The following is a 26,174-nucleotide window of genomic DNA, read 5'->3' on the forward strand; positions in this document are numbered from 1 at the left end:
TATGGCGAGTTTTGTGAGGCCACGCAAATAGTTTGCAAGATTGTAAAATCTTAAAATTGGCGGACTAGCCTATCGTTTGAGTATGAAATGAAAATGAACTTAATCACAGGTCAGAGCAGGAGCAGTGGGCGTATTAGGCAATAAAAAAGGCGCCTAAGCGCCTCGTAAAATCGGTGGAAGCTTACAGCTCCATCACGCCGTCCATTTCGACTTGTGCATCCTTAGGCAGCTGCTTCACACCGATAGCGGCGCGAGCAGGATAAGGTTGGCTGAAGTAACGGCTCATGATTTCATTCACTTTTGCGAAGTGGCTTAAGTCCGTTAGGAAGATATTGAGCTTAACGATATCGTTGATCGTGCCGCCAGCTGCGGTACAAACGGCCGTTAAGTTTTCAAACACTTGCACAACTTGCGCCTCAAAATCATCGCTCACGATTTGCATTGTGCTTGGCACCAGTGGGATTTGGCCGGATAAATACACTGTGCTGCCGACTTTAACCGCTTGAGAATAAGTGCCAATTGCCGCTGGGGCGTTTTCGGTCGCGATAATGATTTTTTCTGCCATGACGCTCTCTCTAAAGTAATGATCAACGATTACGGGATGTACGCAACACCTCGGGCAGTACCCGGATACGGCGCATCACGTTAGCTAAATGGATCCTGTCCTTCACCGAAATTCGCAGGTTAATCAAGTAAACGCGGCCATCGCGCTCTTCGGTGCTAAGGTTGTGAATGTTCGAACCTTCGGCGGCGATAATCGAGGTGATCTTCGCCAGCGCGCCTTGGTGGTTAACAATTTCCACCCGCAGATTGGCTTGATATTCGACGCCTTCGACATTGTCCCACTGTACGGGAATGTATTTATCTGGCTCGCCTTGGTAACCGCGAATGTTAGCGCAGTTTTCCATGTGGACGACTAGGCCTTTACCTTGGCTCACGTGGGCTATCACCGCATCACCTGGGATGGGGCGGCAGCAGTTAGCGAAGGTTACTAACATGCCTTCGGCGCCACGGATTGGCATCAGGTGAGAATCGCGGCTCTCTTGATTCTCTAAATTATCGCCAATCAAACGTTGGGCGATGACTATGCTCATGGCATTGCCAAGGCCGATGTCGGCGAGTAAGGAATTTAAATTGGCGTGCTTGGTATCGCGCACGACTTTATCAATCTGCTCGGCAGGAATGCTATCGAGTTTGGTTTTACCCAGCGCATGGTTAAGCAAACGGCGGCCAAGGGCGATAGCATCGTCTGCTTTTAGGCTCTTAAGCACTTGGCGGATTTTGGCGCGGGCTTTACCCGTCACCACAAAGTTAAGCCAAGCGGCATTCGGACGCGCGCCTTTGGCGGTAATGATCTCAACGGTTTGGCCGGAGATTAAGGGCTGGCTTAACGGATAAGCTTGGCGGTTAACGCGGGCGCCGACACAGGTATTGCCCACATCGGTGTGGACTTCATAGGCAAAGTCGACGGCGGTGGCGTTAACCGGTAATTCTAAAATGCGACCTTCGGGGGTAAAGACGTAAATCTCTTCGGGGAAGAGTTCGGTTTTAACGTTTTCAACGAATTCGAACGAGGTGCTGGCGCTCTGTTGCAGTTCCAGCAAGCTTTGCATCCACTTACGGGCACGCACTTGCGTGGTAGTGCCTTGACCATCGGCGCCGCCTTTATAAGCCCAGTGGGCCGCAACCCCTTTGTCGGCCATTTGATCCATATCTTCGGTACGAATTTGGATCTCGACGGGCACGCCGTGTGGGCCGAATAATGAGGTATGTAGCGACTGATAACCGTTGGCTTTTGGGATAGCGATATAATCTTTAAAGCGACCCGGACGCGGTTTATACAGGCCGTGCATGGCACCGAGCACGCGGTAGCAAGTATCGATGGAGTCAACGATGACGCGAAAGGCGTAGATATCCATTACCTCTTGGAACTGCAGTTCCTTGCTCTGCATCTTGTTGTAGATGGAGTAGAGGTTTTTCTCGCGGCCTTTCACTTTGCCTTTAATGCCCGCATCGTTTAGGCGAGTTAATACCGCAGCTTCAATGCCTTGAATGAGTTCTTTGCGGTTACCCCGGGCAGCTTTGACCACTTCCTTTAACACCCGATAGCGCATCGGATAATATGCTTGGAAGCCTAAATCCTCTAACTCCGTCTTGATATTGTGAATACCGAGTCGGTTGGCAATCGGCGCGTAAATCTCTAAGGTTTCGCGGGCAATGCGGCGGCGTTTATCGGGGCGCAGTGCACCTAAGGTACGCATGTTGTGGGTGCGGTCGGCAAGCTTGATGAGAATAACGCGGATATCCTGCGTCATCGCCATCATCATTTTACGGAAGTTTTCCGCTTGGGCTTCTTTTTTATCGCGAAATTTCAGCTTGTCGAGCTTAGACACCCCTTCAACCAACTCTGCCACGGCTTCGCCAAATTGTTCGGCTAAGTCCTCTTTGGTGACATAGGTATCTTCGATGGTGTCGTGCAGCAAAGCAGCCATCAGCGTCTCGTGATCGAGACGCATCTCGGCGAGGATGCGGGCAACCGCAACCGGATGGGTAATATAAGGTTCGCCGCTGGTGCGCATTTGCCCTTCATGGGCATCACGCGCAACTTGGTACGCCTGCTTGAGCAATTCTACCTGTTCGGGTTCTAAGTAACCGGAAGCAGACTCCTTTAGACCTTCAAACAGATACAAGTGGCAGCTCTCCTTTACCCAAACAGGTGTGACTCAATTAGACTTATAGTGAACGGCCTTCAGCGATGGCGGCAACCGCTGCGATTTCAGCAGCTTCGCGCTCACGCACGGTTTGACGCTCATCGGCATCTAAAGTGTGAGCATTCACTAAACCTAGTTCGATTTCACGCAGGGCGATAACCGTTGGCTTGTCGTTCATCTCTTCAACCATAGGGTCTTTACCCTGCACGGCGATTTGGCGAGCACGACGCGCCGCAACCAGGATCATATCAAAACGGTTGCCGATTTGTTCTACGGCGTCTTCTACAGTTACGCGAGCCATGTGTTGAAACTCCAGTTTATCTAGGGAAAAAATGACGCAAAATTGTACACTATGGCAGTTAGCCTGCCAACAGATCGTTAAGCATATCATTTTGCGCGTGGATCTGACTAGCACCCGTTAAGCGTTGGCTGCGAATGATCGCCCGCAGATCGGCCAGTGCTGTGTCAAAATCGTCATTGACGATAATAAAATCATATTCTTTATAGTGCGACATTTCAGAAACCGCCTGTGCCATACGGCTGGCGATAACTTCCTGACTGTCTTGGCCACGGCCAGTGAGGCGACGTTCTAGCTCATCCCGTGAGGGCGGTAGAATAAATACACCAATGGCCTCTGGCATCACGGCTTTGACTTGCTGGGCGCCTTGCCAGTCGATATCGAGGAAAACATCGATACCTTGAGTCAAAGTGTGCTCAATGACGTGGCGCGAAGTGCCATAGTAGTTACCGAACACTTCGGCCCACTCGAAAAAGGCATTTTGCTCGATCAGCTCTTTAAATTCTTCAACATTAACAAAATGGTAGTGCTGACCATTCACTTCGCCAGGGCGAGGCGCACGGGTAGTGTGCGACACTGAAACCTGCATGTCGGCGGGTTTGTCTTTCAGCAGCGCCGAAATCAGCGAGGATTTACCAGCACCACTCGGGGCTGAAACAATAAATAAATTTCCGCGTGCGGTCATGAGCAAAATATCCAGTTGGTTAACGCAAGAAGGGCCCAGAAAGCCGAGCATTATACAGATTTTGACCTTAAAAACGCTAGGGCTTGTTAGCCCGCAATTGTTGTCTATTTATGTTTTGCGACAGTTAGCGCTGCCGCTGGTGCATTTTTACGGTTTACTGTGACTCCAAGATCGGATACTGAAAATCTCTGCGTCCCTAAGCCTTGCTGAGCCTGACAATTAAGCCTGATTTAGCTTTAGATGGATATAATCAGCATTTTTGCTTATCTAGCGTCTTATTGCACTGACAATTGCGGCTAAATTCGTTACGCTCGTGCCTATGCGACATTGAGAGTCGTGTGCGCTAGGATTATTTCACTATAAAGGAAGGGTCGTGCTGTTAAAATCTCTTTTCTGCCTTCATGGGCGTGATTCCCGTCCCCGCTTTGTGGCCATCAGTGTTGGTGTGTATTTGGGCATTTCACTGGCTGTCGCCGCGTTTGGGGCGAACTTTTTAATGTATCTTTTAGCGTTGGTGGGCTTACCTTTGCTCGCCCTTACTGCGCTGCGCCGTTTAAATGATGCGGCTAAGCCTAAGGCCTTGGTTGCAGTCTTTATTCTGCCGCTACTGATTTTACTGGCGCTGTATATAGTGGCTGCGCCGCCCGTAGTCGCCATTCTTGGGCTGGTCTTGGGCGCTGGTGCGACCTTTTGGGGCACGCGTTTAACTTCTCCCACCTTAGTGGAGTATCGTTTGGGCTATTATGGTCCAGCTCTAGATATCCCAACCTCGCAGGCCGTTCCCCGTCGCCGAGTCGAGCCCGTATTAACGCCAAGGGCCGCAGCGGCACAAAATGCCAGTGTCTCCCATGCTGCGCCGGATATTCCGGTATCGACAGAGGCTGAAACCTATTCTCATACTGAACCAACGAGTGCTTCCCCCGTTGTGGACGCCGAGTTGGATGCCTTGCGCCAAGATGAACTACGTTTCGATGCGTTAACTAAAATGACGCAAAATCCTGCAGACTTTGTCGTGCAAGATGCGTTACTCGAGGGCCACGCCGATTTTCGTCCTGCCAATCAGAGTCGAGTCGAACAAACCCGCATCGATATCGCCGATGTGGATTTAGCCCAAGTCGATTTACAGGGCGCGGAGTTTAAGCGGGCACCGCTCGACCCTGCCGAGCACAGTGATGAGCCGGTATGGCGTTTCGACCCCGATGAAGATACCTCGGCCTTTAACGATACTGAGCATGCTGAAGAAGTGCGTCGTCGCCGCGCCGAGGCGAAAGAGTCGGGCTCAATGACTGAGTTGTTTAGAGGCGTTGCCGAGTTTTTTGCTCCCTATCGACGTTTTGTTAAGTTGCCCTCTTTACCTAAGCTTGAGCGCCGTTATTGGTTGCCCGTCGGCGGTGGGGTGGGCGCTGTGTTGTTAGTCTTACTGGTATGGGGATTATGGCCTAATAGCGATGAGTCGCAGGCTGAAGAAGCTGCTCCTGTCGTGCCCTCTGCGCCTATTGCTGCAAGCGATCGTGTGACCTTGGATATGCCCGATGGTTTTTCGGTGGCGTTAGAGCAAGATGTGTTAATTATTCGCTGGTTAGGTGAACGTGGTAAGCCGCAACAGCTGTGGTCGATTGCCACGGCCAAGGGCGATAAGAGTTGTAGCGCGCTGGTGTTTAATAATGGCACTGAGTATCGCACTATCAGCGTCGATTTGCTTGCCGATTCGGCAACGGAGGCGCGTTTCACACCGTTGGATACGGCCAATATCATCACAGATCTGGCTCGCCGTGGCAGCATCGGTTTATGTGGTTACAAGTTCAGCCTCAAGGGCAGCCAAGCGGTTTTAGAGCCTAATCGCAATTTTGGTAATTATTTAGCCCGTTAAATCGATAAAATTCTAGTCAGGACTAGAGGGGTAGATTACACTTTTGCTCCTCTTTTTCTCCAATCTTGTTTTAAATGCGCTCGTATAGCCGATTGCGGCGAGGTTCGGGAAAATATCTTTAATACGAACTGAACACTAATCCCACATGAATACAGATTTGACCTTAGTCATTATGGCGGCAGGGCTAGGTAGTCGTTTTGGCGGCGATAAGCAATTGGCCTCCCTCGGTCCTGCGGGCGAACCCATGTTGGTGTTATCGATACAGTCGGCGATCCGCAGCGGATTTAAGCGTGCCGTGCTGGTTATCCGCCCCGAATTGGAAGCGGAACTCCGCGAGCTGTTGATACGCTTTTTGCCGGCGGACTTCGAGTATCACTTCTGTTATCAGTCGCTCACCGATTTGCCCGCCGAAGCGCAGCTTGCGGATGTGAGCCATCGTTTAAAGCCTTGGGGAACGGCTCATGCCCTGTGGTGTGCCCGCGATTGTGTTAATGGGCCAATGGCGGTGATCAATGCCGATGATTTTTACGGCGACAGCGCCTTTGCTTCTTTAGCGAAGGGATTAACCGCAAGGCCCCATGATTGGATGATGGTGGCTTATCCGATTGAGCTGACTTTGTCCGAGCACGGTGGCGTGAATCGTGGCTTATGCCAAGTGGAGCAGGGGCAACTGCTCTCAGTCGCCGAATGGTTGAATATTCAAGCCCAAGATCATGGTTTTATCGGTGAAGGTCCTGAGGGATTGGCACCTCTTCCTTCGCAGTCGCTGGTCTCTATGACCTGTTGGGGCTTCTCGCCAAGCATATTTGATGTTATTAAACGTGAATTAATCGAATTTATCGAACAGCAAGGCCAATTGCCTAAATCTGAATGCTATTTGCCCGCAGTGGTTCAGGCGGGAATTGAGCAAGGTGTGCCCGTGTTTGTCGATGTGGCCAGCGAACCTTGGCTCGGTGTGACCTATCCGCAGGATACTGTCTGGGTAAAGCAAAAATTAATGGAGTTATTGAGTGATAAAACTCATTAGGCAGTCAGTGTTGCCTCATTTTGGAATTGAAGCTGACGAGGCAAAAATCTCAGCGTTAGGGAATGGTCATATTAACGATACCTTGTTAGTGCGTTGGCCCTCGGGTGAATTAGTGCTGCAACGTATTAACACCCAAGTGTTTAAGACGCCGCAGGCATTGGTAAGTAATGCCGATAAGATAAGCCATCATTTATGCGCTAAGGCATTACAACAGCAATATGGTCTTCAAGTGGTGAGTCCGTGCCTTACCCAAGAGGGGGAGCTGGCGATCGACTTAGGTGAGCAGGGATTTTGGCGTGCCATCAGTTACTTGCCCCACAGTTTAAGTATCGAAGTGGTGAAGTCTGAAGCCGAAGCCGAAATGGCGGCTAAGGCCTTTGGTCATTTTGCCTGTGCCTTGAGTGATTTCGATGCAACTCAGCTTGAGGATGTGATCCCGCAGTTCCACCATTTGCCGGGACGGATGGAAATGCTGCGCCAAGCGGTGCAACAGGATAAAGCCAAGCGGTTGGATTTATGCCGTAACTGGGTCGATTACGCCCTGTCACAGCAGAGTTTATTAGATGCGCTGGCCGAGATTTCGCCACAGCTCCCACTGCGTATTTGCCATAACGACACTAAAATCAACAATATGCTGTTTGATAAGCGCGACATGTCGAGCATGGCAATTATCGACCTCGATACGTGCATGAAAGGGCATTTGATGTATGACTTTGGCGATATGGTGCGTACCTTCTGTTCGCCCGAAGCCGAAGATTCGACCGCCCTTGATAATGTTAAAGTGCGCCAATCAATCTTTGCCGCCATTTGTCGTGGTTATTTGAGTGAGTTGGGCGAGGTGTTAACTGAGGTTGAAAAACGTAGCCTCTGGCTCGGGGCGCGAGTGATTTGCCTGATGATCGGCGTGCGTTTTTTAACGGATTATCTCAATGGCGACGTGTATTTCCATGTGCACCGTGAAGGCCACAATTTGGATAGGGCTGCGAATCAATTTACCTTGTATCAAAGTCTGTTAGATCAAGAAGCCGAGTTAAAGGCTTGCTTTTAGCTTTAATCAAACGCCCCATTTGGGGCGTTTTGTTTTTGGCTTATATACGACATAATTGCAACATCAAAACCCTTTAGTCTCATATGGATTTGGCTTGGAATGGGCACCCTCGAAGCTCCCTCTGCATTAACGTGTTCGCGCCGTAGCGCTAGAAATCTCTGGTTAAGATGCACCCTGCGTCGCTCGCAGCAGGAAGCCGTGGCTTCGTCAATGATGACGGCGACGAGCGATAACTTTTTCAATGCCTACGCAATTTTTCTCGGTGCCAGTCTTGCACAAATGGGCTTTGTTACCGGTTTGCCACAGCTTTTTGGGGCGATGTCGCAGCTGGTTTCGGTCTGGTTAGCGAGTCACTTTTCCCGCCGTAGTTTTATCGTCTACTGCGCAGCTTTGCAGGCGTTGGTGGTATTGGGAATGGGCGCGTTAGCGGCCTTCCGTCCCGAACATGCGGTATGGATATTTATCGCGCTCGCCGTGGGATACCATGGGTTTATTAATCTTATCCAACCCCATTGGCGCGCTTGGATGGGGTCTATCGTGCCCGAACGTCGCCGTGGCGCCTTCTTTGCGGCGCGTACCCGCTTAACCATGGGCGCATCCTTAAGTGTATTTTTTGTGGGCGGTGGCATTCTTACCCTTACTGATTCGCTGCAAATGGCCTGGCTAGGCTTTACCTTGTTGTTTTCGATAGCGGCTATGGGACGTTTTGTCTCGGCTTGGTTGTTATTGCAAATGCACGACCCGGATCCGCGCGAAGCCAAGCAGCGGGGCGTATTTATCCAAACTATCCGCAATTTTCGCGGAGCATGGAAGGATAAAACCTTCCGCCAATACAGCCTATTTGTGGCCAGTATGCAGGCGATGGTAGCCATCTCGGCGCCGTTTTTCGCCGTATATATGCTGGAAGACTTGAAGTTTAGCTACATTGAATTTGTGCTAGCCAGTGTGGCATCGATAGCCACCCAGTTTGTGACGCTGAAGTTTTGGGGACGATTTAGCGATCAATTCGGCAATCGTTTGGTGATGATTATTACCAGTTGCATGATCCCAAGCTTGCCGTTGTTATGGCTGTTTTCCGATAACTATCTGTATATTCTCCTCATTCAGGCGTTCTCGGGCCTAGCGTGGAGCGGCTTTACCTTAAGTACCGCCAATTACCTTTATGATATTCGTCCCTTTCGCAGTGATTTTGCCACCTACGCGGCGCTGCAAGCGTCACTCAGCGCTGGGTTGGTGTTTGTGGGGGCCATGGTCGGTGGAACGATAGCCTCCCATGCGGCGGACTTTTTAGTCTGGTCGGGTTGGAATACCTGGCTCAGTAGCCCGATTTTTGTGGTGTTTTTGGTGTCGACCATACTGCGCGCATTCGTGACGCTGTGGTTTATTCCGCGCTCGGTCGAACCTAAAGTCAGGCCTAGGCCGCAGTTGCTGCAACTTATCTTCCGTATCCGCGGTTTTAACGCGATTTCGGGCGTGAGTCTCGACTGGTTAACTGTGGTAAAACGCCGAAATACCCCTGACTAGCTTTCCCAACCGTTGAGTTTTAAAGCTTATAATCGAAGAACTTACGTTTTTCCGGCCCCGAGGCATTAGCGCTGATCTTATTCGGATGTTTATATTCATCCCAACTGGCGACATTGCGGCCGACATTGAGCTTAGGAAAGTTCTGTTGGTTTTCGGCGTTGGCTAATCCGATAAATGCTAATAGCTGGCCGAGGACGCCTTGCTGACTCACATCGACTGATAAGAAGTCATCTCGGCCGGCAAAATAGTCGAACACGCTTTGTTTATGGCGCAGATAACAATCGATAAGATGTTGTGCATCTTGCGGGTTTTCAACTACACCTACGCCAAAGCTATGTCGAAAACTGCGTTTCATAATCGGGTGGAATCGGCCGGTTTGTGCATCTAAATGTGGCAGCATTCGACTGAGTAACATCTGCATCGACGGCACCCAAGACTCTAGCTCTCGGTCAAGATAGACAAACTTGGCTTTGGGGAATAATCCATCCAACTGTTTGAAATCGCTAAAACAAGGCGCATCGGAAATCGCATCCGCCTGCATAAAGGCTTCTTTGGTAAACGCCATATGCGCCACTTTTAAGCCTTGCTCCAATAAGGCCACGCTCACGCTCGTCGTCCCAGTGCGGGGCAAACCAATAAAAATAACCTTATGTTTTTGCTCGGCAATCACCGACTCATGCTTAACTGCACTCGGCTCGATTGTACTTGGCCTAGTGTCATTTGATTTAGTCGAATCGCACTGTGGCTGATTGAGCTGCACATCTTCACTATGGTTATGCCCTTGAGAATCGGGAAGGGTGGCAATAGTTGCGTTATCAGGCATGGATTTGGCTCGGCATTCTTGTCAGCGTGGTCGCGATGGGTAGGTAAATTGGGGTTTAACATTAGCGTTTTATCAACGTTGGCAGTATATCGCAGTGCACAGGTTTTGGCAGCGCAAAGCTGGCGTTGCGTCGGTATTGCGTTGTAGAGGCAATCAACAGCATAAATTCCTTTATGCTAGAAGCAGTTGGGCAAGGTGAGGCGATTACTTGTATTATTTGGCTCATTTAGTGAGGCGAATAGGTTTGTTAATCGCCTCATTGTGTGAGTAGAATAGGCTTGTTATTTGACTCGTGGGGTAAGATATGTGGATTTGGCAGCAAGCCGATTGGCCTAAGTTTCATTGGAATACCAGCAGCATTGATGCCTTGCTGCGTCAGGTTTATTTCAATCAGGGCCAGCTGCTTGGCAAGCAAATGCTAAGTCACGACGACAGCCTGTTAACGTCAGCGGCTGCACTCGACACCTTACTCGCTAACATTATCCACTCCAGTGCCATTGAAGGTGAAAAGCTCAATGCGGCTTCGGTGCGCTCATCCTTGGCTAAGAAACTCGGTGTGTCCGAAGACAAACCGTATCCGACCACGGCACAAACCGATGGCTTGGCCGACATTATGCTCGATGCCTTAATAAATTTAGATACAGAGTTAACCCTTGAGCGGATATTAGGTTGGCATAAACAGTTATTTCCCCAGGGTGATACGCTGTTTAACCCCGTTATTGGTGGAGCGCTACGTGGCGATACGCCTATGCAAGTTGTCTCAGGCCGGATTGATAAACCAAGGGTGCATTTTGAGGCCCCCTCTCGAGCCACTTTGGACGCTGAACTCTCACAGTTTATCGAATGGTTTAATGCATCAAGGCAAGATCTGGGTATAGATCCGCTTATCCGTGCGGCGATAACTCACCTTTGGTTTGTAACTCTGCATCCGCTTGATGATGGTAATGGGCGCATTACGCGTTTATTGACTGATTTAGCTTTGGCGCAAGCGGAAAAACGCTCGATTTGTTTTTACGCTATGTCGGTCAGTATTCTGGCCCGTCGCCAAGCCTACTATGACATTTTAGAGTCCACTCAAAGGGGCGATGTCGATATTACTCCTTGGTTAGTATGGTTTTTTGAAACCCTCAATAATTGCTTACTCAATGCGATGGCAGAGGTGAACAAGACTCTGCGGAAAACGCAGTATTGGCAAAATTTCGATCAATCCTTATTGAGCCAAGAGCAAGCCAAAGTGCTCAATCGGATGTTAGATGGCGATTTTGAATTAGGGATGAATAGTAGCCAGTATCAAAAGGTCGCTAAGGTGAGCCGCGCCACCGCCACCCGTCACCTTGCGCAAATGGTCGAGCAAGGCTTTTTAGTGAAAGCCGACGCCGGCGGCCGAAGTACAAGGTACTTATTGCCGAATAGAGCAGTAGATGGATTCAGCGCCAATAATCATTTTGCATTTTGTGAGTGATTACTCTGTGTGATGTTATGTCCAAATCATTATGTGCTAGATATTGAATGTGACTCATAGTCCGTAGACGTATTGTCTACAAGTAAAGATCATCATGAAAACTCTTAGCAGGATTATTCATGGAAGATCATTTGCTTACCTCATTTGGTACTCATCTAAAAAGTTTGCGACTTGAGAGATCGTTTTCGCAGGAGCAGCTCGCATTAAAAGCTGACATGGACAGAACCTATGTCAGCGGTATTGAACGTGGTCAGCGTAATGTGAGTTTGATTAATATATTCAAGCTCGCTAAAGCCTTAGATATTCCCGCGAAACAACTTCTAGATTTTACCGTTGAGGGATCATTATGACTCAGCGAGCATTTTATTCGGCGAGTTTTAAAGATTTTCTATCAGCAGAGCCCGATGCGATTACCGGACAGATATCACGTTTCCATACTCAGCATTTATTGCATTCACAAACCCGCGCTTGGTTGACTGAAATTGAAGTTCTCAAACGCTCCTTGACCGAGAGTGTTGAGCAAGAAGGGCATATTTTCATCGAGTTTATGATCCCACGAATGGGACGACGTGCCGATGTCGTGATGATATTTAAAGGGATTGTTTTTGTAGTAGAGTTTAAAGTGGGCGCAACAGCATTTACCGCTGCGGATATAAGGCAAACTCATGGATATGCCTTAGATTTAAAGAACTTTCATCGTGGTAGCCATGATAAATATCTAATTCCTCTGCTGGTCGCCACCAAAGCGACCAGCCAATCGGAAAATCCAGTATTCGCAGGCGATAATGTTGCTTCGACCTTGTGTATTTCGCCCTGTGAATTGTTTTCAAGAATGCGCCTAATCGCTGAGCGGTTGAATCAAGCTCCTTTTGATCCAAACTTGTGGGCTGATTCAGGTTATTTGCCGACGCCAACCATTATCGAAGCGGCACAAGCGCTATATGCGTCGCACGATGTCGAAGATATTGCTCGTAGTGAAGCGGATACACAAAATCTTGGGCAAACGAGCCAGCAATTACTTCATTTAATTCACGATGCTCGGATCAATAAGCGAAAAATAATTTGTTTCGTTACCGGCGTTCCGGGAGCGGGTAAAACCCTTGTAGGGCTTAATATTGCGAGTATTCACGCAAACAGGGAAGAGAATGAGTATTCTGTTTTCCTCAGTGGTAATGGCCCCTTGGTGGCGGTATTACAGGAAGCCTTGGCTAGGGATAGATCTTCTAGAACTGGTGATTCTATCAGCGCAACTAGAAAGGAGACTGAATCATTTATTCAAAATATCCATCGCTTTAGAGATGAATACCTGCATGGTGGCGTGCCGCCTGAAAAAGTGGCCATATTTGATGAGGCTCAACGGGCGTGGGATAAAGAGCAGGCAAGCGATTTTATGCGTCGTAAGCGAGGTATTGTCGACTTTGATAAATCAGAGCCTGAATTTTTCATCGAAGTAATGGACCGTCGTCAAGACTGGGCGTTTATTATTGCGCTAGTTGGTGGTGGACAGGAGATTAATAAAGGTGAGGCAGGGCTAGCTGGTTGGTTGGATGCGCTTAAGGCCAAGTTCTTAGATTGGGATGTCTATTTTTCCACTGCTTTATTGTCCGGTGAGTATGTTTCGCTAGGGGTAGATCTGAATGCGGTTTCAAGGGCGAATGTCTTACCTAACTTACATCTTGCCACATCCATGCGGTCTTTCCGTGCTGAAAATTTGTCCAGTTTTATTCATTACTTGGTTGCTGGGCAATGCGGGCTTGCTCTTAGCATTTATAAAGATCTAGAGCATGTCTACCCTATCAAAGTCACTCGGGATATAGCTAAAGCTAAAGCTTGGGTTAATCTTCACAAACGAGCCAATGAGTCTATGGGGCTGCTTGCTTCTTCTAACGGCATTAGGCTTAAAGCTGAGGGTATTTTCGTTAAGAACGAGATAGACCCTGCTAAGTGGTTTTTAAGTGGTGCTGAAGATATTCGTTCTGCCGAATTTTTAGAGGATGTTGCTACTGAATTTGATGTACAAGGACTAGAGCTAGACTGGTGTGTTGTGGCTTGGGATGCAGATTACCGTTTCAATGCTCAAGCATTTGAGCATTGGCAGTTTGTAGGAACAAAATGGCAAAAACGAAGCCAATTAGTTCGGCAAAAATACCTTGAAAATGCTTATCGCGTATTGTTGACGCGGGCTCGTCAGGGCATGGTGATATTCGTTCCTAAAGGCGATAAATCAGATGAGACTCGAAATCCCAATTTTTATGATAATACTTATAAGTATTTGATAGATTGCGGGATTGGTGTGGTTTAGTAAAAGAAAGGGTCGGAATTGTTCGACCCTTTGGGTTATTTTGAAACGAAAAAACTAATAAATTCATCAAGGTCGCTAAAGACCTTGATTTGTTTGTCTTGAATATTTCTTGCAGCAGTTTTTATCCAGTCAAAAGCTTTTTGTTTATAGCCTTTCCCACCTAGTAAAATGACTAAATTGTACTCTGGCGCGAGGCGAAGAGACTCTAGGAAAAAAGGAAATTTTTGATCGACAGAACCGCTTTGCTCTTGCTTGTGAGCTTCAATTCGGACAGCTCCTAGTGTTTGATGTTGTACTAAGAAGGCTGCCTTTCGAATTCCACCATACATATCTGTATAAGGCGCACTTTTAAGGAACTCGTTTTGAGATGGAACACCTTGTGCTTCACGGAAGCCTAGCGCTACAAGGGATTGTTCTACTTGATCACAAAATTTCTGATTGGATAACATGCTTGCTTCATATTTACCTGAGTCTACTTCAGGTAAATCTTCAAAAAGTGATTCTTGGTTCATTCTCCATCCTTGGTTATTAAATCGCCCTTTAATCTAGCATTGAGAGTGGCTGATTTTCAATCAGTTAGATCAACTACTCAAAATTGTTCTATCACTTTGAAATTTATCCAAACTTGCCACTCGCCAACTTCTCCATTAAAAACTCAATCAAAACCGTCACTTTGGTTGGGAGGTATTTTCGCTGCGGATATACGGCATAAATACCGTGTTCGGGGAGTGGAAAGTCAGTCAGTATCGTTTGTAAGCGCCCTGCCTGTAGATCGGGCTCAACAATAAAGCGTGGTAGGTTGGCGATGCCAAGACCATCGAGACAGGCTCGATGAATGGCATCGCTATTATTCACTTGATAGTTGCCTTTGGGTTGGATGCGTTGCATGCCATTGGGACTGTGGAAGCTCCATTCCACACCGTCTTGAAAGTAACTGTAAAACAAGCAGTTGTGTTGAGTTAGCTCGTTAGGAACTATGGGTAAACCGTGCTGAGCTAGATATGCGGGTGACGCGCAAATCACGCTCAAACAAGGGGCAATTTTGCGGGCGATAAGGTTGGAGTCGGGAAGCTCGCCAATTCGAATGGCCAGATCGAAGCCGCCTGCGATTAAATCAGTGGTCTTATCATCCATTTGCATTTGCAGCTGAATATCGGGGTAACGTTTTAAAAACTCAGCGATTAAAGGTGCAATATACAAGCGGCCAAACACCATAGGCACGGAAATTCGCAGATTGCCTTTAGGCGTTTGCTGCAGCTCGGAGATTGCATCCAATCCTTCTTGGGTAAGCAGCACTGCGGGGCGAATATATTCGAAATAGCGCGCGCCAGCATCCGTCAGGCTCAAACTGCGAGTGGTACGTTGTAATAGTTGAATTCCTAAGTGTTGCTCCAGTTGCGTAATACGCTTGCTGATGGCCGATTTGCTCAGCCCAAGTTTTTGTCCTGCGGCGGAAAAGCTACCGCATTCCACTACAGTGACAAAAATGGGCAGGGCAGAAAAATGATCCATTAAAGGGCTCCAATGTTGTGGCTGTGAGTTTTTATGCTCAGGCCGATCAGCGGCGATGATAACCCGTTTTGGAGCTCCTCTCTGGAAACAGGTGCCTAATCTAATTACTGTTGAGATATGCTCAACAATGGGTTTCATGTATGCGGTATTATCAATCTTAAACCAAGATAGTAGACTATTTTGCAACTAAAAACCTATTCCCTTGGAGTTGAAGGCGCTAAAGCATTATTGGCAGATAGACTTGCTAACTATGCTCTGTTTTTCGTGTGCCTTCGCGTTAGATTTTGGGTGTTGTATAGTACTGTGCTGCTTGTCTTGACGGATTAAGCCGTGCCTTTAGTGTGTTGTTAGGAGTCGTATGTCATCTTTAATCCCGAATCATGCTGCCGCTTTACCCTATACTTGGGTGCTTTTCGATGCAGATGAAACTCTCTTTTATTTCGATGCTTTCGAAGGGCTTAAGCGAATGTTTTCAGGCTTTGGCGTCGATTTTACTCGGGCCGATTTCGAAGAATATCAAAGTGTAAACAAGCCGTTATGGGTTGCGTATCAGGATGGCAAGATCAGCGCCGCCGAACTGCAAACCATACGTTTCGAGCCATGGGCGGCAAAGCTTGCGCTGACACCGCAAACCTTAAACAGTGCATTTTTAACGGCGATGGCCGAGATTTGTGCGCCTTTGCCCGGCGCCCGAGAATTACTGGCCGCGCTGCAGGGAAAAGCCAAAATGGGGATCATCACCAATGGTTTTACCGAGTTGCAAACAGTGCGTTTAGAGCGTACTGGTTTACAGCATCATTTTGATATTTTAGTGATTTCAGAAAAAGTGGGCATGGCTAAACCCGATGTCGGTATCTTTGAATATGCCCTCGAGTTGATGGGCCAGCCAGCGCGCGAACAAGTGTTGATGGTGGGCGATAACCCACATTCAGATATTCAAGGCGGCATCAACGCGGGATTCCACACCTGTTGGTATAACGTCCATGGACACGCTGTCCCCGCAGGTATTCGCCCGCACTTTCAAGTCGCCTCCCACCATGAGTTACAGCAGAAACTCATGCCATTACTCGGTTAGCCTCCAAAAACCAAAAGCCCTTAAAAAGGGCTTTTGGTTTTAGATAACACAAGCAACATTATTCAACGTTTTGGATCTGCTCGCGCATTTGTTCGATGAGTACTTTAAGTTCGACGGCGGCGGCGGTGATTTCGGTGCTGATGGATTTTGAGGCGAGGGTGTTAGATTCGCGGTTAAATTCCTGCATCATAAAATCTAAGCGACGGCCTTCGCTGCCACCTTTTTTGAGGATGCGGCGCGCTTCGGTGACATGGGCTTCGAGTCTGTCCATCTCTTCGGCCACATCTTGTTTTTGTGCTAACAGGATCATCTCCTGCTCGATGCGGGCCGGGTCGAGTTCGCCTTTGATTTCAGCAAGGCGGTTAGTGAGTTTATCGCGCTGATATTCCATCACTTTAGGCATGTGCTCGCGCACGATAGCGATTTGTTCTTCGACGCCTTCTAAACGGCTTGACAGCATGTCTTTAATCGCAGCACCTTCGCGGCCACGGGCTTCGATAAACTGGTCTATCGCTAAATCGAAAGCCGTTAATAGCTCGGCGCCAATGGCATCCATATCTTGCTCTGAACTTGAGAGCACGCCTGGCCAGCGTAAAATGTCAGTTAGGCTGACTTCGCCTTGGCCGGCTTCTTGTTTTAACCAGCTGGCAGCATCGAGCAACTGCTTAGCTAACCCTTGGTTTAATTTGAGTTCATTATTGCTGTTGTCGGCTAGCTCGTAGCGTAAATTGACCTCGACTTTACCGCGGCTTAGGCGTTTACGCAGACGGTCGCGCAGTACGGGTTCGAAGCTGCGGAATTGTTCTGGCAGACGTAGGTAAGTTTCGAGATAACGCTGGTTGACTGAGCGAATTTCCCAAGAGGCAGTGCCCCATTGTGCTTTGTGCTCGATGCGAGCGTAGGCTGTCATGCTTTGGATCATGGGATTGTCCTAATGGTTGAATCGTCATATTGATAGGCGATTATAGAGTCAATGGCTTTAGGATTAAAGGCATACAGTATACTGCGAAGGGGAAGCTTGCATTGTAAATGGCGGAGTTTGCCAGAGAATTGCCCTAGGCATGGCATCCTCAGGCACAAATCCCTATAATATGCAGCCAAAATCGGTCAATGACTCAGAATACAGGAATCTCGCATGCGTCCAAGTAACAGAACGCCAGCACAAACACGTCCCATCACTATCACTCGCCAGTTTACGGCCCATGCCGAAGGTTCTGTGTTAGTTGAGTTTGGCGAAACCAAAGTGCTTTGTACCGCCAGTTTTACTGAGGGTGTGCCACGTTTCCTTAAAGGTCAGGGGCAAGGCTGGGTGACGGCGGAATACGGTATGTTGCCACGTTCAACCCACAGCCGTATGGACCGTGAAGCGGCTCGCGGCAAGCAATCTGGCCGTACTCAAGAGATCCAGCGTCTGATTGGCCGTGCGCTGCGTGCTTGCGTCGATATGAAAGCCCTTGGTGAAAACACTATCGTTATCGATTGTGATGTGATCCAAGCCGATGGCGGTACTCGCACCGCATCTATCACAGGTGCCTGTGTGGCTCTTGTGGATGCACTGAACTGGGCCCGTGGTAAGGGCATTATCAAGTCTAACCCGCTGAAGTTTTTGATTGCAGCGGTCAGCGTAGGTATCTACAACGGTGAAGCCATCAGCGATCTCGAATATGTGGAAGACAGCGCGGCCGAAACCGATATGAACGTAGTCATGACGGAAACCGGTAAGATTATTGAAATCCAAGGTACGGCCGAAGGTGAGCCGTTTAGCCATGAAGAATTGATTGAGCTACTCGGATTGGCGAAGAACAGTATTCGTGAAATCGTCGATGTGCAGAAAGCCGCATTAAATTAATTGTTGTTGATAAGAAGCCCCGTTATGGGGCTTTTTATTAAATCAATATTGCTATAACCCAATAAAAATAGAACGTTAAAGTCGTAAGGAGAGATTGTGAAAGCCTATCAACGTGAGTTTATTGAATTTGCCCTAGAGCGTCAGGTACTGCGATTCGGTGAGTTTACCCTTAAATCGGGCCGTATCAGTCCTTATTTCTTTAATGCGGGTTTATTCAATACTGGACGAGACCTTGCGCGTTTAGGACGTTTTTATGCGGCGGCGTTAGTGGATTCAGGCATAGAGTACGATCTGCTGTTTGGCCCTGCCTACAAAGGTATTCCGATTGCGACCACGACTGCGGTGGCCTTGTGCGAACACCATGATATCGATATTCCCTACTGCTTTAACCGTAAAGAGAAAAAAGATCACGGTGAAGGCGGCAGCTTAGTCGGTAGCGAGCTTAAAGGTCGGGTAATGCTGGTGGACGATGTGATCACCGCAGGTACGGCGATTCGTGAGTCGATGGAAATCATCGAGGCCCATCAGGCACAGCTGGCAGGCGTATTAATCGCGCTGGATAGACAAGAGAAGGGCAAGGGCGAACTGTCGGCCATTCAAGAGGTTGAGCGTGATTTTGGCTGCGGTATTGTGGCGATCATCAAACTTGCGGATCTGATCAGCTATCTGTCAGAAAAACCGGGTATGGAAGCGCAATTGGCAGCGGTAAGCCAGTACCGCGAGCAGTATGGCATCGAGGCCTAATAAGGCTTAAGTGGGTTATAAACCGCTAAAACAAAAACGCTGCGATTCATCAAGAATGGCAGCGTTTTTTTATGCATTGATTAAATCTAACAGCTTATTTGGATTGATTTAAAAACTCGGCACGGGTGGCGGGGTTAGATTTAAAAATCCCCCCTAGGGCGGTGGTCGTGGTGGAGCTGGTGGAGTCCATCACGCCGCGGGATTTGACGCAGTAATGCACCGCATCCATTTTTACGGCCACGTCTTTGGTTTCGAGCAGCGTTTGCAAGGCAACTAACACTTGCTGAGTTAAACGCTCTTGCACCTGTGGACGCTGGGAGAAGAAACGTACTATGCGGTTAATCTTTGATAAACCGATAATTTTTTTACGTGGGATATAAGCGATTGTTGCTGTGCCATCGATAGTGACTAAGTGGTGCTCACAGGTACTGGTCAGGCTGATGTCCTGCACGCGCACCATCTCATCGAAGCCCATTTTGTTATCAATGACAGTGATCTTCGGGAAGTTCTCATAGTCTAAGCCGGAGAAAATTTCGTCGACATACATTTTGGCAATGCGGCGTGGAGTATCGGCAAGACTGTCGTCGGAAAGATCCAGTGACATTAGCGTCAGGATTTCCCTCATATGGAATTCAATCTTGTCCTTACGCTCTTCAGGCGTAAACACATTGGGGAGCATGGGGGTTTCAAGTCCGCGTTCTTGTAGGGCGGCTTGTACTTTTACTGCTGCTTCACTTAATGCCATCTTATCCTCCACTACTACAGTAGCGGCTATCACTGAAAACCTAGCACCCTAAACTGAGTTTATACAATGGGTGAACTCAGGTACAAATCGACTGGTTCTTATCTGGGTAAGAACAAGGTGGGGGAGAATAGCGCGAATTGCGGATAATTCATACCAAAAAACGCTCACGCTGAAGATGAAAAAGCCGATAGTCCTTATCGATTATCGGCTCCTTGAGGCGCTAAAACATCATTATCTTGATGAAGAGAATAGGGCGTGTCGACGTTTCAGGGTTATTTTTGCAGCAATGTGGCTGGCTTGTATGCAAGGCAAAGTCCGTGCAGTGTAGTTATTCTACATAAACGGACGATAACGCGGCAGAAAAGCCAGCCAAATGCTGCCCGAAGGGTTCGTCTGGCAAGCCCTTGCTCTTTGTCACTCGTCATTTGAGTAGAATAACTACACATCATTCCTCGTTTCGCGAGCACGTGATTGCCTGAACGAACAAAATTTAATCTCGAAACGTCAACACGCCCTAGTTATTTTAGTGAGTACTAAAGTTTCAGGTTGGTTTTTAAGAAGCTAAGCATCTGATCGTAATACTTGGCTCTATGGCTATCATCATAAAAACCATGGCCTTCGTTATCCATCACCAGTTTTTGATAGGGATAATTATGGGCCTTGAGGGCTTTTTCGAGTGATTCAAGCTGCTCAATCGGCGCTCGCTCATCGTCACCGCCGTGCACCAGTAAGAGGTTCGCTTTTAATTTAGCTACGTTCTCAGAGGGAGACATGGCTTTTAGGATGGCTTTATCTTGGCCAAGTACGTCCTTAAGATAGCTTGTGCCTGAACGTGTTCTGGCGACGTCACCTTCATCAAACATCAACTCCAGATCATACACACCAGCAAACCCAACCGCGCATTTAAACATATCGGGCGCCAATACGGCGCTTTGTAGTGCGCTATAGCCGCCAAAGCTACCCCCTGCGATACACACCCGTTCCTTATCGGCAAAGCCTTGGTCAATCACATATTGAGTAGCATCGATAATATCGTGCTGAATATCCGAGCCCCATTTTTGATAGCCAGCTTGCTCGAAACGCTCGCCATAACCCCCTGAGCCACGGAAATTTACCTGCAACACCGCCATACCATTTTGAGCAAGTAGTTGGTTTTGTGAGTCAAACCCCCACCAGTCACGAACACCATGGGGGCCACCATGGGGATTGACGACCAGAGGTAAATTTTTGGCTTCTTTTCCATTGGGTAAGGTTAAGTAGCCATGGATTTTCTGGCCATCGCGGTTGGTGAAGCTAATAGGTTTAACCTCTGCCATTTTTTCTGGGTCGAGCCATTTACGGGCGGCTGCTAGATACTCTAGCTTGAGCTTTTTCGTATCGAACAAATAGTAATCACCTGGATTGCGATCGTTAAATGCAATCACCACCAATTGTTCGCCATTACGGGTTTCGCTGACGATTTGCACTTGATGCCCCGGCAGGGCCGCGAGTAAATCCTTAAGCAGTTTGGCATGGTTATCGTTGCTATCGACAAAGGCATAACTGGGGTAGCCATTTTCAAACTCAACGGCATAGAGCTGTTTGTTTGTGCCATTGATCCAGAAGTTGCTCGGATCGACTACTTCATCTTGAATGATTTCCGCTTTATCGCCTGTTTCGAGATTGATGCGATAGACACCTAAGGTTTCATTACCCACGCGGCCTGCGGCATAAATGCTATTTTTATTATCGGCGAAGGAGATAGGCGTAAAATCACTTAAGCCAAGGTTGAGTTTGTCGGTGTTTACCCATTCGCCATCTTTGCGGTAAAAGACTTTAGTAATGTTTTTGCCATCTTCCCCAGCCACAAAGCGGACTTCACCCTCATGGTCAGTCATAAAGCGTGCTCGGCCAATGGGAGAGCCTGTAATCCGCTTACGCGTGCCGTTAAATAGATCTACGCGGTAGACATCCTGTAGCAGTTCAAAGTTTAAGTTCGATTCATTATTCCAAGGAATCGCATTGACCAGCATATAACGCTCGTCATCAGGCAGAGGATCGAGAATAAAGGCGGTGGCGCGCATTGGGGTGTTTTTCTTGATATTCGAGCCGGTTTGTTGCTCGCCGCTGTTATAGCCGAATAGGTACGCCTTGCGAGAACCATCGGCGTTGACCGCCATTAATTCGCCGTAGTATTGGGGTACATCGGTCCAGCCCTTAAGATATTCTTTTGCCAGTACAATGCGCTCGCTATTAGCCCATTCATAGGTGCCTACCTGCGCGTTGCTCGGGAAGCGAATTGCGTTAAGCAATTTTTTGGTTTGGGCATCGAGTACTAAGAGGACATTCTTGCCTTCCACGCTGGTGATTGCACTTAAGTATTTGCCGGTAGGCGAGATTTTTACGTTAGAGTACTCGTTACCGCGACTGAATAATTGGGATTGTGACAGGGCATTTGTCGCCGAGGTTTCGGCCGCTAATGTGCTGAAAGGTATAATAGGCAAGCAAATTACGGCCAATGCAGCAAATGGCAAAGATTTCATCTGACATCCTTGTAATATTATTGTGGTTTTTGTTTTGTAAATGTTTACTCGAGATTAAAACAAAAGAAATACCGATACAAGGAGTAGGGGATAAAAGAAAGGACGGTGATTACCGTCCTTTGTATTGAAAAATCATTAGCTTTGTAACAGCTGATGCTGAATAAAGCGCCACTGTTCATCGAAGTGTTGTGTCGGTTTTAGTTTAAACTCACTACGCACAAATTGAGCAATTCGCCCTTCGGCGAAGGCTAACAGCAAATTAGCTAAAATAGCCTCATCTAAATTAAAGCCTTTGCCTTCACGCAGGGTTTTTTCCCGCAGGATTTGCTTGAGTTGGGTTTCAATTTTAGCAAATAGGGTGCTGATACGACTGCGTAGACGCTCGTTTTCACCTAAGAGTGCATCGCCATTGAGTACCCGAGAGATCCCAGGGTTGCGCTCGGCGAAAATCAACAGCAGTTGTAGCACTAATTGGCAACGTTTCATGGTGTCTTTTTCATCGTCCATGATGATGTTGATGCGGGAGAGTAATGACTCTTCAATAAACTCAATTAACCCTTCAAACATTCGCGCCTTACTCGGAAAGTGGCGATAGAGTGCCGCTTCCGATACACCGACCTCAGAGGCGAGTTTCGCGGTGGTAATACGTTGTCCTGGGCTGGTTTCTAGCATTTGCGCTAGGCATTGCAGTATGTGTTCACGACGATTAATTTTTGGGCTTACAGCCATTGCAGTATCCTTGCTCAATATCGATGCTGGTTATTTAGTGCCAGAATGGCCAAATCCACCTTCACCACGATCTGAGCTGTCGAACTCATCAACGAGTTTGAATTGTGCTTGTACCACAGGAACAAACACCAGTTGTGCGAGACGATCACCAATTTCTAAAGTGAATGGGGTATCGCTGCGGTTCCAGCAAGAGACCATCAAGGGACCTTGATAATCTGAATCGATAAGCCCAACCAGATTTCCGAGTACGATACCGTGTTTATGGCCAAGGCCTGAACGGGGCAGGATCACGGCGGCAAGGCCTGGGTCTGCCACGTGGATGGCGATGCCAGTAGGGATTAACTGAGTCTCACCCGGGGCTATCGTCATTGTGGTATCTATCATGGCACGAAGATCCATTCCCGCGCTGCCTGGTGTGGCGTAGGCGGGCAGGGGAAATTCAGAGCCAATACGGGAATCGAGGATCTTTAATTCAATCGGTGTTTTCATTTATTTTGTTTTTTCTTTCACTATCAACGAAAGTAATTGCCGAGCCAACGTGAGCTTATCGGTAGCAGGCAAATCTTGACTACCCTGCGGCCAGAATACACGCAGGGCATTGGCATCGGCATTAAAGCCAAGACCAGCAACGGATACATCGTTTGCGGCGATCATATTCAAATTTTTACGTTTGAGTTTATCGCGGGCGTAGGCTTCTACATCATGGGTTTCGGCGGCAAATCCCACCACAAAAGGACGGTTTGCCAAGCTTGCGACCGTCGCTAAGATATCAGGATTCCTCACCAGCGCAAGTTGCATTTCTTCGGCGGACTTTTTGATCTTACAGTCCGCAATATCGCTGACGCGATAGTCGGCAACCGCCGCGCAGCCGATAAAAATATCTTTTTTATCAACATTATCCATCACAACATCGAGCATGTTTTGCGCCGATTCAACATTGATTCGCGTCACCCCTTCTGGCGTGGCTAAATTTACTGGTCCTGCGACCAAGGTCACAGCGGCGCCCATCTCGGCGGCGGCTTTCGCTAAGGCGAATCCCATCTTGCCTGAGCTGTGATTAGAGATATAACGCACTGGATCAATTGCTTCGCGGGTTGGCCCTGCGGTAATGAGCACCGACTGGCCTGCTAGGGGCTGTGAGGAGACATCTTTTGTTGCAAAAAAGTCTGTTGCCAGCTCGGCAATCTCAAGCGGTTCGAGCATACGGCCGGGGCCGACTTCGCCGCAGGCTTGGCTGCCACTGGCGGGGCCCCACAGGGTATAACCACGGCCTTGTAAACTGGTTAAATTGGCTTGAGTGGCCGCATTGCGATACATCTGCTGATTCATCGCGGGGCACAGGGCTATCGGCGCTTCGGTCGCAAGGCAAGTGGTGGTGATAAGCTCATCCGCCATGCCCGCATTAATACGTGCCAGCAAATTCGCGGTGGCAGGGGCGATAATTACTAAATCCGCCCAGCGCGCCAGCTCGATATGACCCATTGCCGCTTCGGCAGCGGGATCGAGTAAACTTGATGCCACGGGATGGCCTGATAAGGCTTGCAGAGTGAGTGGGGTAATAAATTCCATGGCGCTCTGGCTCATCACCACACGCACATCAAAGCCGCGTTCTTTTAAGCGGCGCACTAAATCCGCACTTTTGTAGGCCGCAATGCCGCCACCAATACCCAGTAGGACGTTTTTCGTTATCAGGCTCACAGACATCATCCGAGATTGAAATAATGTTGCCAACCATACCACAAAGCGACTAATTGGCGTGACTGTCCCAGTTCAAAAAATCTCGTCCATACTTGTCTAAAGTAAAAATTCGCGCTGACAGGGAGGTCGTATGGCGATTAAGGATTGGCCCGAGGGTGAAGGCCCACGGGATAAATTATTAGTAAAAGGCGCCGCCCATCTCTCGGATGCAGAATTACTGGCCGTTTTACTGCGAAATGGGTTGAGTGGATTGAATGCGGTCGACCTTGCACGCTCACTGATCCATGAATTTGGTGGATTAAGAAGCTTACTTTGCGCACCAAAGCATCAGGTGTGTCGACTTCCGGGCGTGGGACCTGTAAAATACGCCCAGCTTCAAGCCGCGGCTGAATTAGCGAGGCGTGTGGCACAAGAAAACCTGCAGAGAGGTCAGGTTTTGACAAATCCCGATTTAACTCGGGATTATTTAATGAGACAATTAGCTGACCGCTCCTATGAAGTGTTCGCAATTTTGCTGCTGGATAGCCAGCATAGAGTGATTCAATTCGTCGAATTATTCCGCGGAACAATAGATTCAGCTTCGGTGTATCCACGTGAAGTGGTGAGCCTAGTGCTGGAGAAAAAGGCTGCTGCCGTCATAGTGTGTCACAATCATCCGTCTGGTATTGCCGAGCCCAGTCAGGCTGACAGACGAATAACTGAGCGATTAAAAAATGCGTTAGCAACCATAGACGTATCCTTACTGGACCATATGGTTGTTGGTGATCGAGAGATAGTTTCCTTCGCGGAACGAGGCTGGATTAATTAATCTAACGCTTGATCTTACCTCTATGATCGTGTATAAAATGCGCCCTCTTTGTGCCTCGGGCGACGGCCATACGAGGTACATTAATGCTCGAGCGTTAAAATTGTTTTTTGGAGAAGACTGACATGTCAAGAGTATGCCAAGTTACTGGCAAGAAGCCGATGGTTGGTAACAACCGTTCGCACGCAAAAAACGCGACCCGTCGTCGTTTTTTACCTAACCTGCAAAACCACCGTTTCTGGTTAGAAGAAGAAAAACGTTTCGTACAGTTACGTGTATCTACTAAAGGTATCCGTCTGATCGATAAGAAAGGTATTGAAGTTGTTGTTGCTGAACTTCGTGCCCGTGGCGAGAAGGTGTAATAGATCATGGCTAAAGCTAAAGGTAATCGTGAGAAGATCAAATTAGTTTCTACAGCTAAAACTGGTCACTTCTACACAACTGAAAAAAACAAGCGTAACATGCCAGAAAAAATGGAAATCAAAAAATTTGATCCAGTTATTCGTCAGCACGTTATCTACAAAGAAGCAAAAATCAAGTAATCCTTGTTTAGTGTTTCGAGAAAAGCCCCTTATCTAAGGGGCTTTTTTTTTGGTCTTTTTCCGGCTTCTCGTCATCAAGTTGAGATAAATCTGTCCCATACTCGGCCAGTGCTGCGAAATCGCATTTGGTTAAAAAAATGTGATCATTTATCAAAAATGCAATTTTTTGAAAATATAAGCACTTTATTGTATTAAAACTGCAT

Annotated in this window: 26 protein-coding genes; 13 read left to right on the forward strand and 13 right to left on the reverse strand. The window is 48.1% G+C overall.

Annotated features, from left to right (window positions below; genetic code table 11):
- Positions 1 to 181: 181 nt before the first annotated feature.
- Genes L2713_RS16650 through gmk form a run of 4 tightly spaced genes read right to left on the reverse strand, consistent with a single transcriptional unit; the run spans position 182 to position 3,694 of the window.
- On the reverse strand, positions 182 to 565 hold the full coding sequence (locus L2713_RS16650; RefSeq protein ID WP_011718553.1) for a RidA family protein: 384 nt from the start codon (positions 563 to 565) through the stop codon (positions 182 to 184).
- Positions 566 to 587: 22 nt separating this feature from the next.
- A complete protein-coding gene (gene spoT / locus L2713_RS16655; protein WP_011624879.1) occupies positions 588 to 2,690 on the reverse strand; it encodes a bifunctional GTP diphosphokinase/guanosine-3',5'-bis pyrophosphate 3'-pyrophosphohydrolase in 2,103 nt (700 codons plus the stop codon).
- 43 nt (positions 2,691 to 2,733) lie between these two features.
- A complete protein-coding gene (gene rpoZ, locus L2713_RS16660; protein WP_007651394.1) occupies positions 2,734 to 3,012 on the reverse strand; it encodes a DNA-directed RNA polymerase subunit omega in 279 nt (92 codons plus the stop codon).
- 58 nt (positions 3,013 to 3,070) lie between these two features.
- Complete coding sequence (gmk, locus tag L2713_RS16665; protein ID WP_248968636.1) at positions 3,071 to 3,694, reverse strand: guanylate kinase; 624 nt, start codon at positions 3,692 to 3,694, stop codon at positions 3,071 to 3,073.
- Positions 3,695 to 4,067: 373 nt separating this feature from the next.
- Here gmk and L2713_RS16670 point away from each other — a divergent pair, with 373 nt between their 5' ends.
- The 4 genes from L2713_RS16670 to L2713_RS16685 all read left to right on the forward strand — a co-directional run bounded on the left by L2713_RS16670 (position 4,068) and on the right by L2713_RS16685 (position 9,163).
- Positions 4,068 to 5,564, forward strand: a complete 1,497-nt coding sequence (locus L2713_RS16670; protein WP_248968637.1) for a hypothetical protein — start codon at positions 4,068 to 4,070, stop codon at positions 5,562 to 5,564.
- 145 nt (positions 5,565 to 5,709) lie between these two features.
- Positions 5,710 to 6,591: a nucleotidyltransferase family protein gene (locus L2713_RS16675; RefSeq protein ID WP_248968638.1), complete on the forward strand. Its 882-nt coding sequence runs from the start codon at positions 5,710 to 5,712 to the stop codon at positions 6,589 to 6,591.
- Positions 6,575 to 7,639, forward strand: a complete 1,065-nt coding sequence (locus L2713_RS16680) for an aminoglycoside phosphotransferase family protein (protein ID WP_248968639.1) — start codon at positions 6,575 to 6,577, stop codon at positions 7,637 to 7,639. Before L2713_RS16675 ends, L2713_RS16680 begins: the two co-directional genes overlap by 17 nt.
- A 99-nt stretch (positions 7,640 to 7,738) precedes the next feature.
- Positions 7,739 to 9,163, forward strand: coding sequence for an MFS transporter (locus L2713_RS16685; protein ID WP_248968640.1), 1,425 nt, complete (start codon positions 7,739 to 7,741; stop codon positions 9,161 to 9,163).
- 19 nt (positions 9,164 to 9,182) lie between these two features.
- Here the strand turns inward: L2713_RS16685 and L2713_RS16690 are convergent, their stop codons facing one another.
- Positions 9,183 to 9,986 (reverse strand): sulfotransferase family protein, encoded by an 804-nt coding sequence (locus L2713_RS16690; protein ID WP_248968641.1) that lies wholly within the window; start codon positions 9,984 to 9,986, stop codon positions 9,183 to 9,185.
- Positions 9,987 to 10,290: 304 nt separating this feature from the next.
- Between L2713_RS16690 and L2713_RS16695 the strand changes: the two genes are divergently transcribed.
- The 3 genes from L2713_RS16695 to L2713_RS16705 all read left to right on the forward strand — a co-directional run bounded on the left by L2713_RS16695 (position 10,291) and on the right by L2713_RS16705 (position 13,750).
- Positions 10,291 to 11,448: a Fic family protein gene (locus L2713_RS16695; RefSeq protein WP_248968642.1), complete on the forward strand. Its 1,158-nt coding sequence runs from the start codon at positions 10,291 to 10,293 to the stop codon at positions 11,446 to 11,448.
- A 119-nt stretch (positions 11,449 to 11,567) separates the two neighbouring features.
- Positions 11,568 to 11,798 (forward strand): helix-turn-helix domain-containing protein, encoded by a 231-nt coding sequence (locus L2713_RS16700; RefSeq protein WP_011624886.1) that lies wholly within the window; start codon positions 11,568 to 11,570, stop codon positions 11,796 to 11,798.
- Positions 11,795 to 13,750 carry a DUF2075 domain-containing protein gene (locus L2713_RS16705; RefSeq protein WP_248968643.1) on the forward strand — a complete coding sequence of 652 codons (1,956 nt, stop codon included), beginning with the start codon at positions 11,795 to 11,797 and terminating at the stop codon, positions 13,748 to 13,750. The genes L2713_RS16700 and L2713_RS16705 overlap by 4 nt, the downstream gene beginning before the upstream one ends.
- Before the next feature lie 35 nt (positions 13,751 to 13,785).
- Here the strand turns inward: L2713_RS16705 and L2713_RS16710 are convergent, their stop codons facing one another.
- Positions 13,786 to 14,262, reverse strand: coding sequence for a PD-(D/E)XK nuclease superfamily protein (locus tag L2713_RS16710; RefSeq protein ID WP_248968644.1), 477 nt, complete (start codon positions 14,260 to 14,262; stop codon positions 13,786 to 13,788).
- Positions 14,263 to 14,365: 103 nt separating this feature from the next.
- On the reverse strand, positions 14,366 to 15,262 hold the full coding sequence (locus L2713_RS16715; RefSeq protein WP_248968645.1) for a LysR family transcriptional regulator: 897 nt from the start codon (positions 15,260 to 15,262) through the stop codon (positions 14,366 to 14,368).
- Positions 15,263 to 15,620: 358 nt separating this feature from the next.
- Here L2713_RS16715 and yjjG point away from each other — a divergent pair, with 358 nt between their 5' ends.
- On the forward strand, positions 15,621 to 16,337 hold the full coding sequence (yjjG, locus tag L2713_RS16720) for a pyrimidine 5'-nucleotidase (RefSeq protein ID WP_248968646.1): 717 nt from the start codon (positions 15,621 to 15,623) through the stop codon (positions 16,335 to 16,337).
- Positions 16,338 to 16,395: 58 nt separating this feature from the next.
- On the opposite strand, the gene L2713_RS16725 is transcribed toward yjjG, so the two are convergent.
- Positions 16,396 to 17,259, reverse strand: coding sequence for a YicC/YloC family endoribonuclease (locus L2713_RS16725; RefSeq protein WP_248968647.1), 864 nt, complete (start codon positions 17,257 to 17,259; stop codon positions 16,396 to 16,398).
- A gap of 213 nt (positions 17,260 to 17,472) precedes the next feature.
- On the opposite strand from L2713_RS16725, the gene rph reads away from it, so the two are divergent.
- Both rph and pyrE read left to right on the forward strand, forming a co-directional pair.
- Positions 17,473 to 18,186 (forward strand): ribonuclease PH, encoded by a 714-nt coding sequence (gene rph / locus L2713_RS16730; RefSeq protein ID WP_011624329.1) that lies wholly within the window; start codon positions 17,473 to 17,475, stop codon positions 18,184 to 18,186.
- A gap of 96 nt (positions 18,187 to 18,282) precedes the next feature.
- Entirely contained in the window at positions 18,283 to 18,930 is a 648-nt protein-coding gene (gene pyrE / locus L2713_RS16735) for an orotate phosphoribosyltransferase (protein ID WP_011624328.1), read from the forward strand.
- Between the two features lie 94 nt (positions 18,931 to 19,024).
- On the opposite strand, the gene folE is transcribed toward pyrE, so the two are convergent.
- From folE to coaBC, 5 genes are all read right to left on the reverse strand, one after another.
- Entirely contained in the window at positions 19,025 to 19,675 is a 651-nt protein-coding gene (gene folE, locus L2713_RS16740) for a GTP cyclohydrolase I FolE (protein ID WP_248968648.1), read from the reverse strand.
- A 533-nt stretch (positions 19,676 to 20,208) separates the two neighbouring features.
- Positions 20,209 to 22,197 (reverse strand): alpha/beta hydrolase family protein, encoded by a 1,989-nt coding sequence (locus tag L2713_RS16745; protein ID WP_248968649.1) that lies wholly within the window; start codon positions 22,195 to 22,197, stop codon positions 20,209 to 20,211.
- Between the two features lie 135 nt (positions 22,198 to 22,332).
- A complete protein-coding gene (slmA, locus tag L2713_RS16750; RefSeq protein WP_011073926.1) occupies positions 22,333 to 22,926 on the reverse strand; it encodes a nucleoid occlusion factor SlmA in 594 nt (197 codons plus the stop codon).
- A 30-nt stretch (positions 22,927 to 22,956) separates the two neighbouring features.
- The gene (gene dut, locus L2713_RS16755; RefSeq protein ID WP_011624324.1) at positions 22,957 to 23,415 is read right to left on the reverse strand and encodes a dUTP diphosphatase; all 459 of its coding nucleotides are present in this window, start codon (positions 23,413 to 23,415) and stop codon (positions 22,957 to 22,959) included.
- On the reverse strand, positions 23,416 to 24,633 hold the full coding sequence (gene coaBC, locus L2713_RS16760) for a bifunctional phosphopantothenoylcysteine decarboxylase/phosphopantothenate--cysteine ligase CoaBC (protein WP_248968669.1): 1,218 nt from the start codon (positions 24,631 to 24,633) through the stop codon (positions 23,416 to 23,418). It abuts the gene before it with no gap.
- A 121-nt stretch (positions 24,634 to 24,754) separates the two neighbouring features.
- Here coaBC and radC point away from each other — a divergent pair, with 121 nt between their 5' ends.
- The 3 genes from radC (at position 24,755) to rpmG (ending at position 25,971) form a co-directional block, all read left to right on the forward strand.
- The gene (gene radC, locus L2713_RS16765) at positions 24,755 to 25,432 is read left to right on the forward strand and encodes a RadC family protein (RefSeq protein ID WP_011624904.1); all 678 of its coding nucleotides are present in this window, start codon (positions 24,755 to 24,757) and stop codon (positions 25,430 to 25,432) included.
- Between the two features lie 122 nt (positions 25,433 to 25,554).
- Complete coding sequence (gene rpmB / locus L2713_RS16770; RefSeq protein ID WP_006079870.1) at positions 25,555 to 25,791, forward strand: 50S ribosomal protein L28; 237 nt, start codon at positions 25,555 to 25,557, stop codon at positions 25,789 to 25,791.
- Between the two features lie 6 nt (positions 25,792 to 25,797).
- Positions 25,798 to 25,971 carry a 50S ribosomal protein L33 gene (gene rpmG, locus L2713_RS16775; RefSeq protein WP_006079871.1) on the forward strand — a complete coding sequence of 58 codons (174 nt, stop codon included), beginning with the start codon at positions 25,798 to 25,800 and terminating at the stop codon, positions 25,969 to 25,971.
- Positions 25,972 to 26,174 lie beyond the last annotated feature (203 nt).

The sequence above is a fragment of the Shewanella seohaensis genome, assembly GCF_023283775.1.
Lineage (GTDB): Bacteria > Pseudomonadota > Gammaproteobacteria > Enterobacterales > Shewanellaceae > Shewanella > Shewanella seohaensis.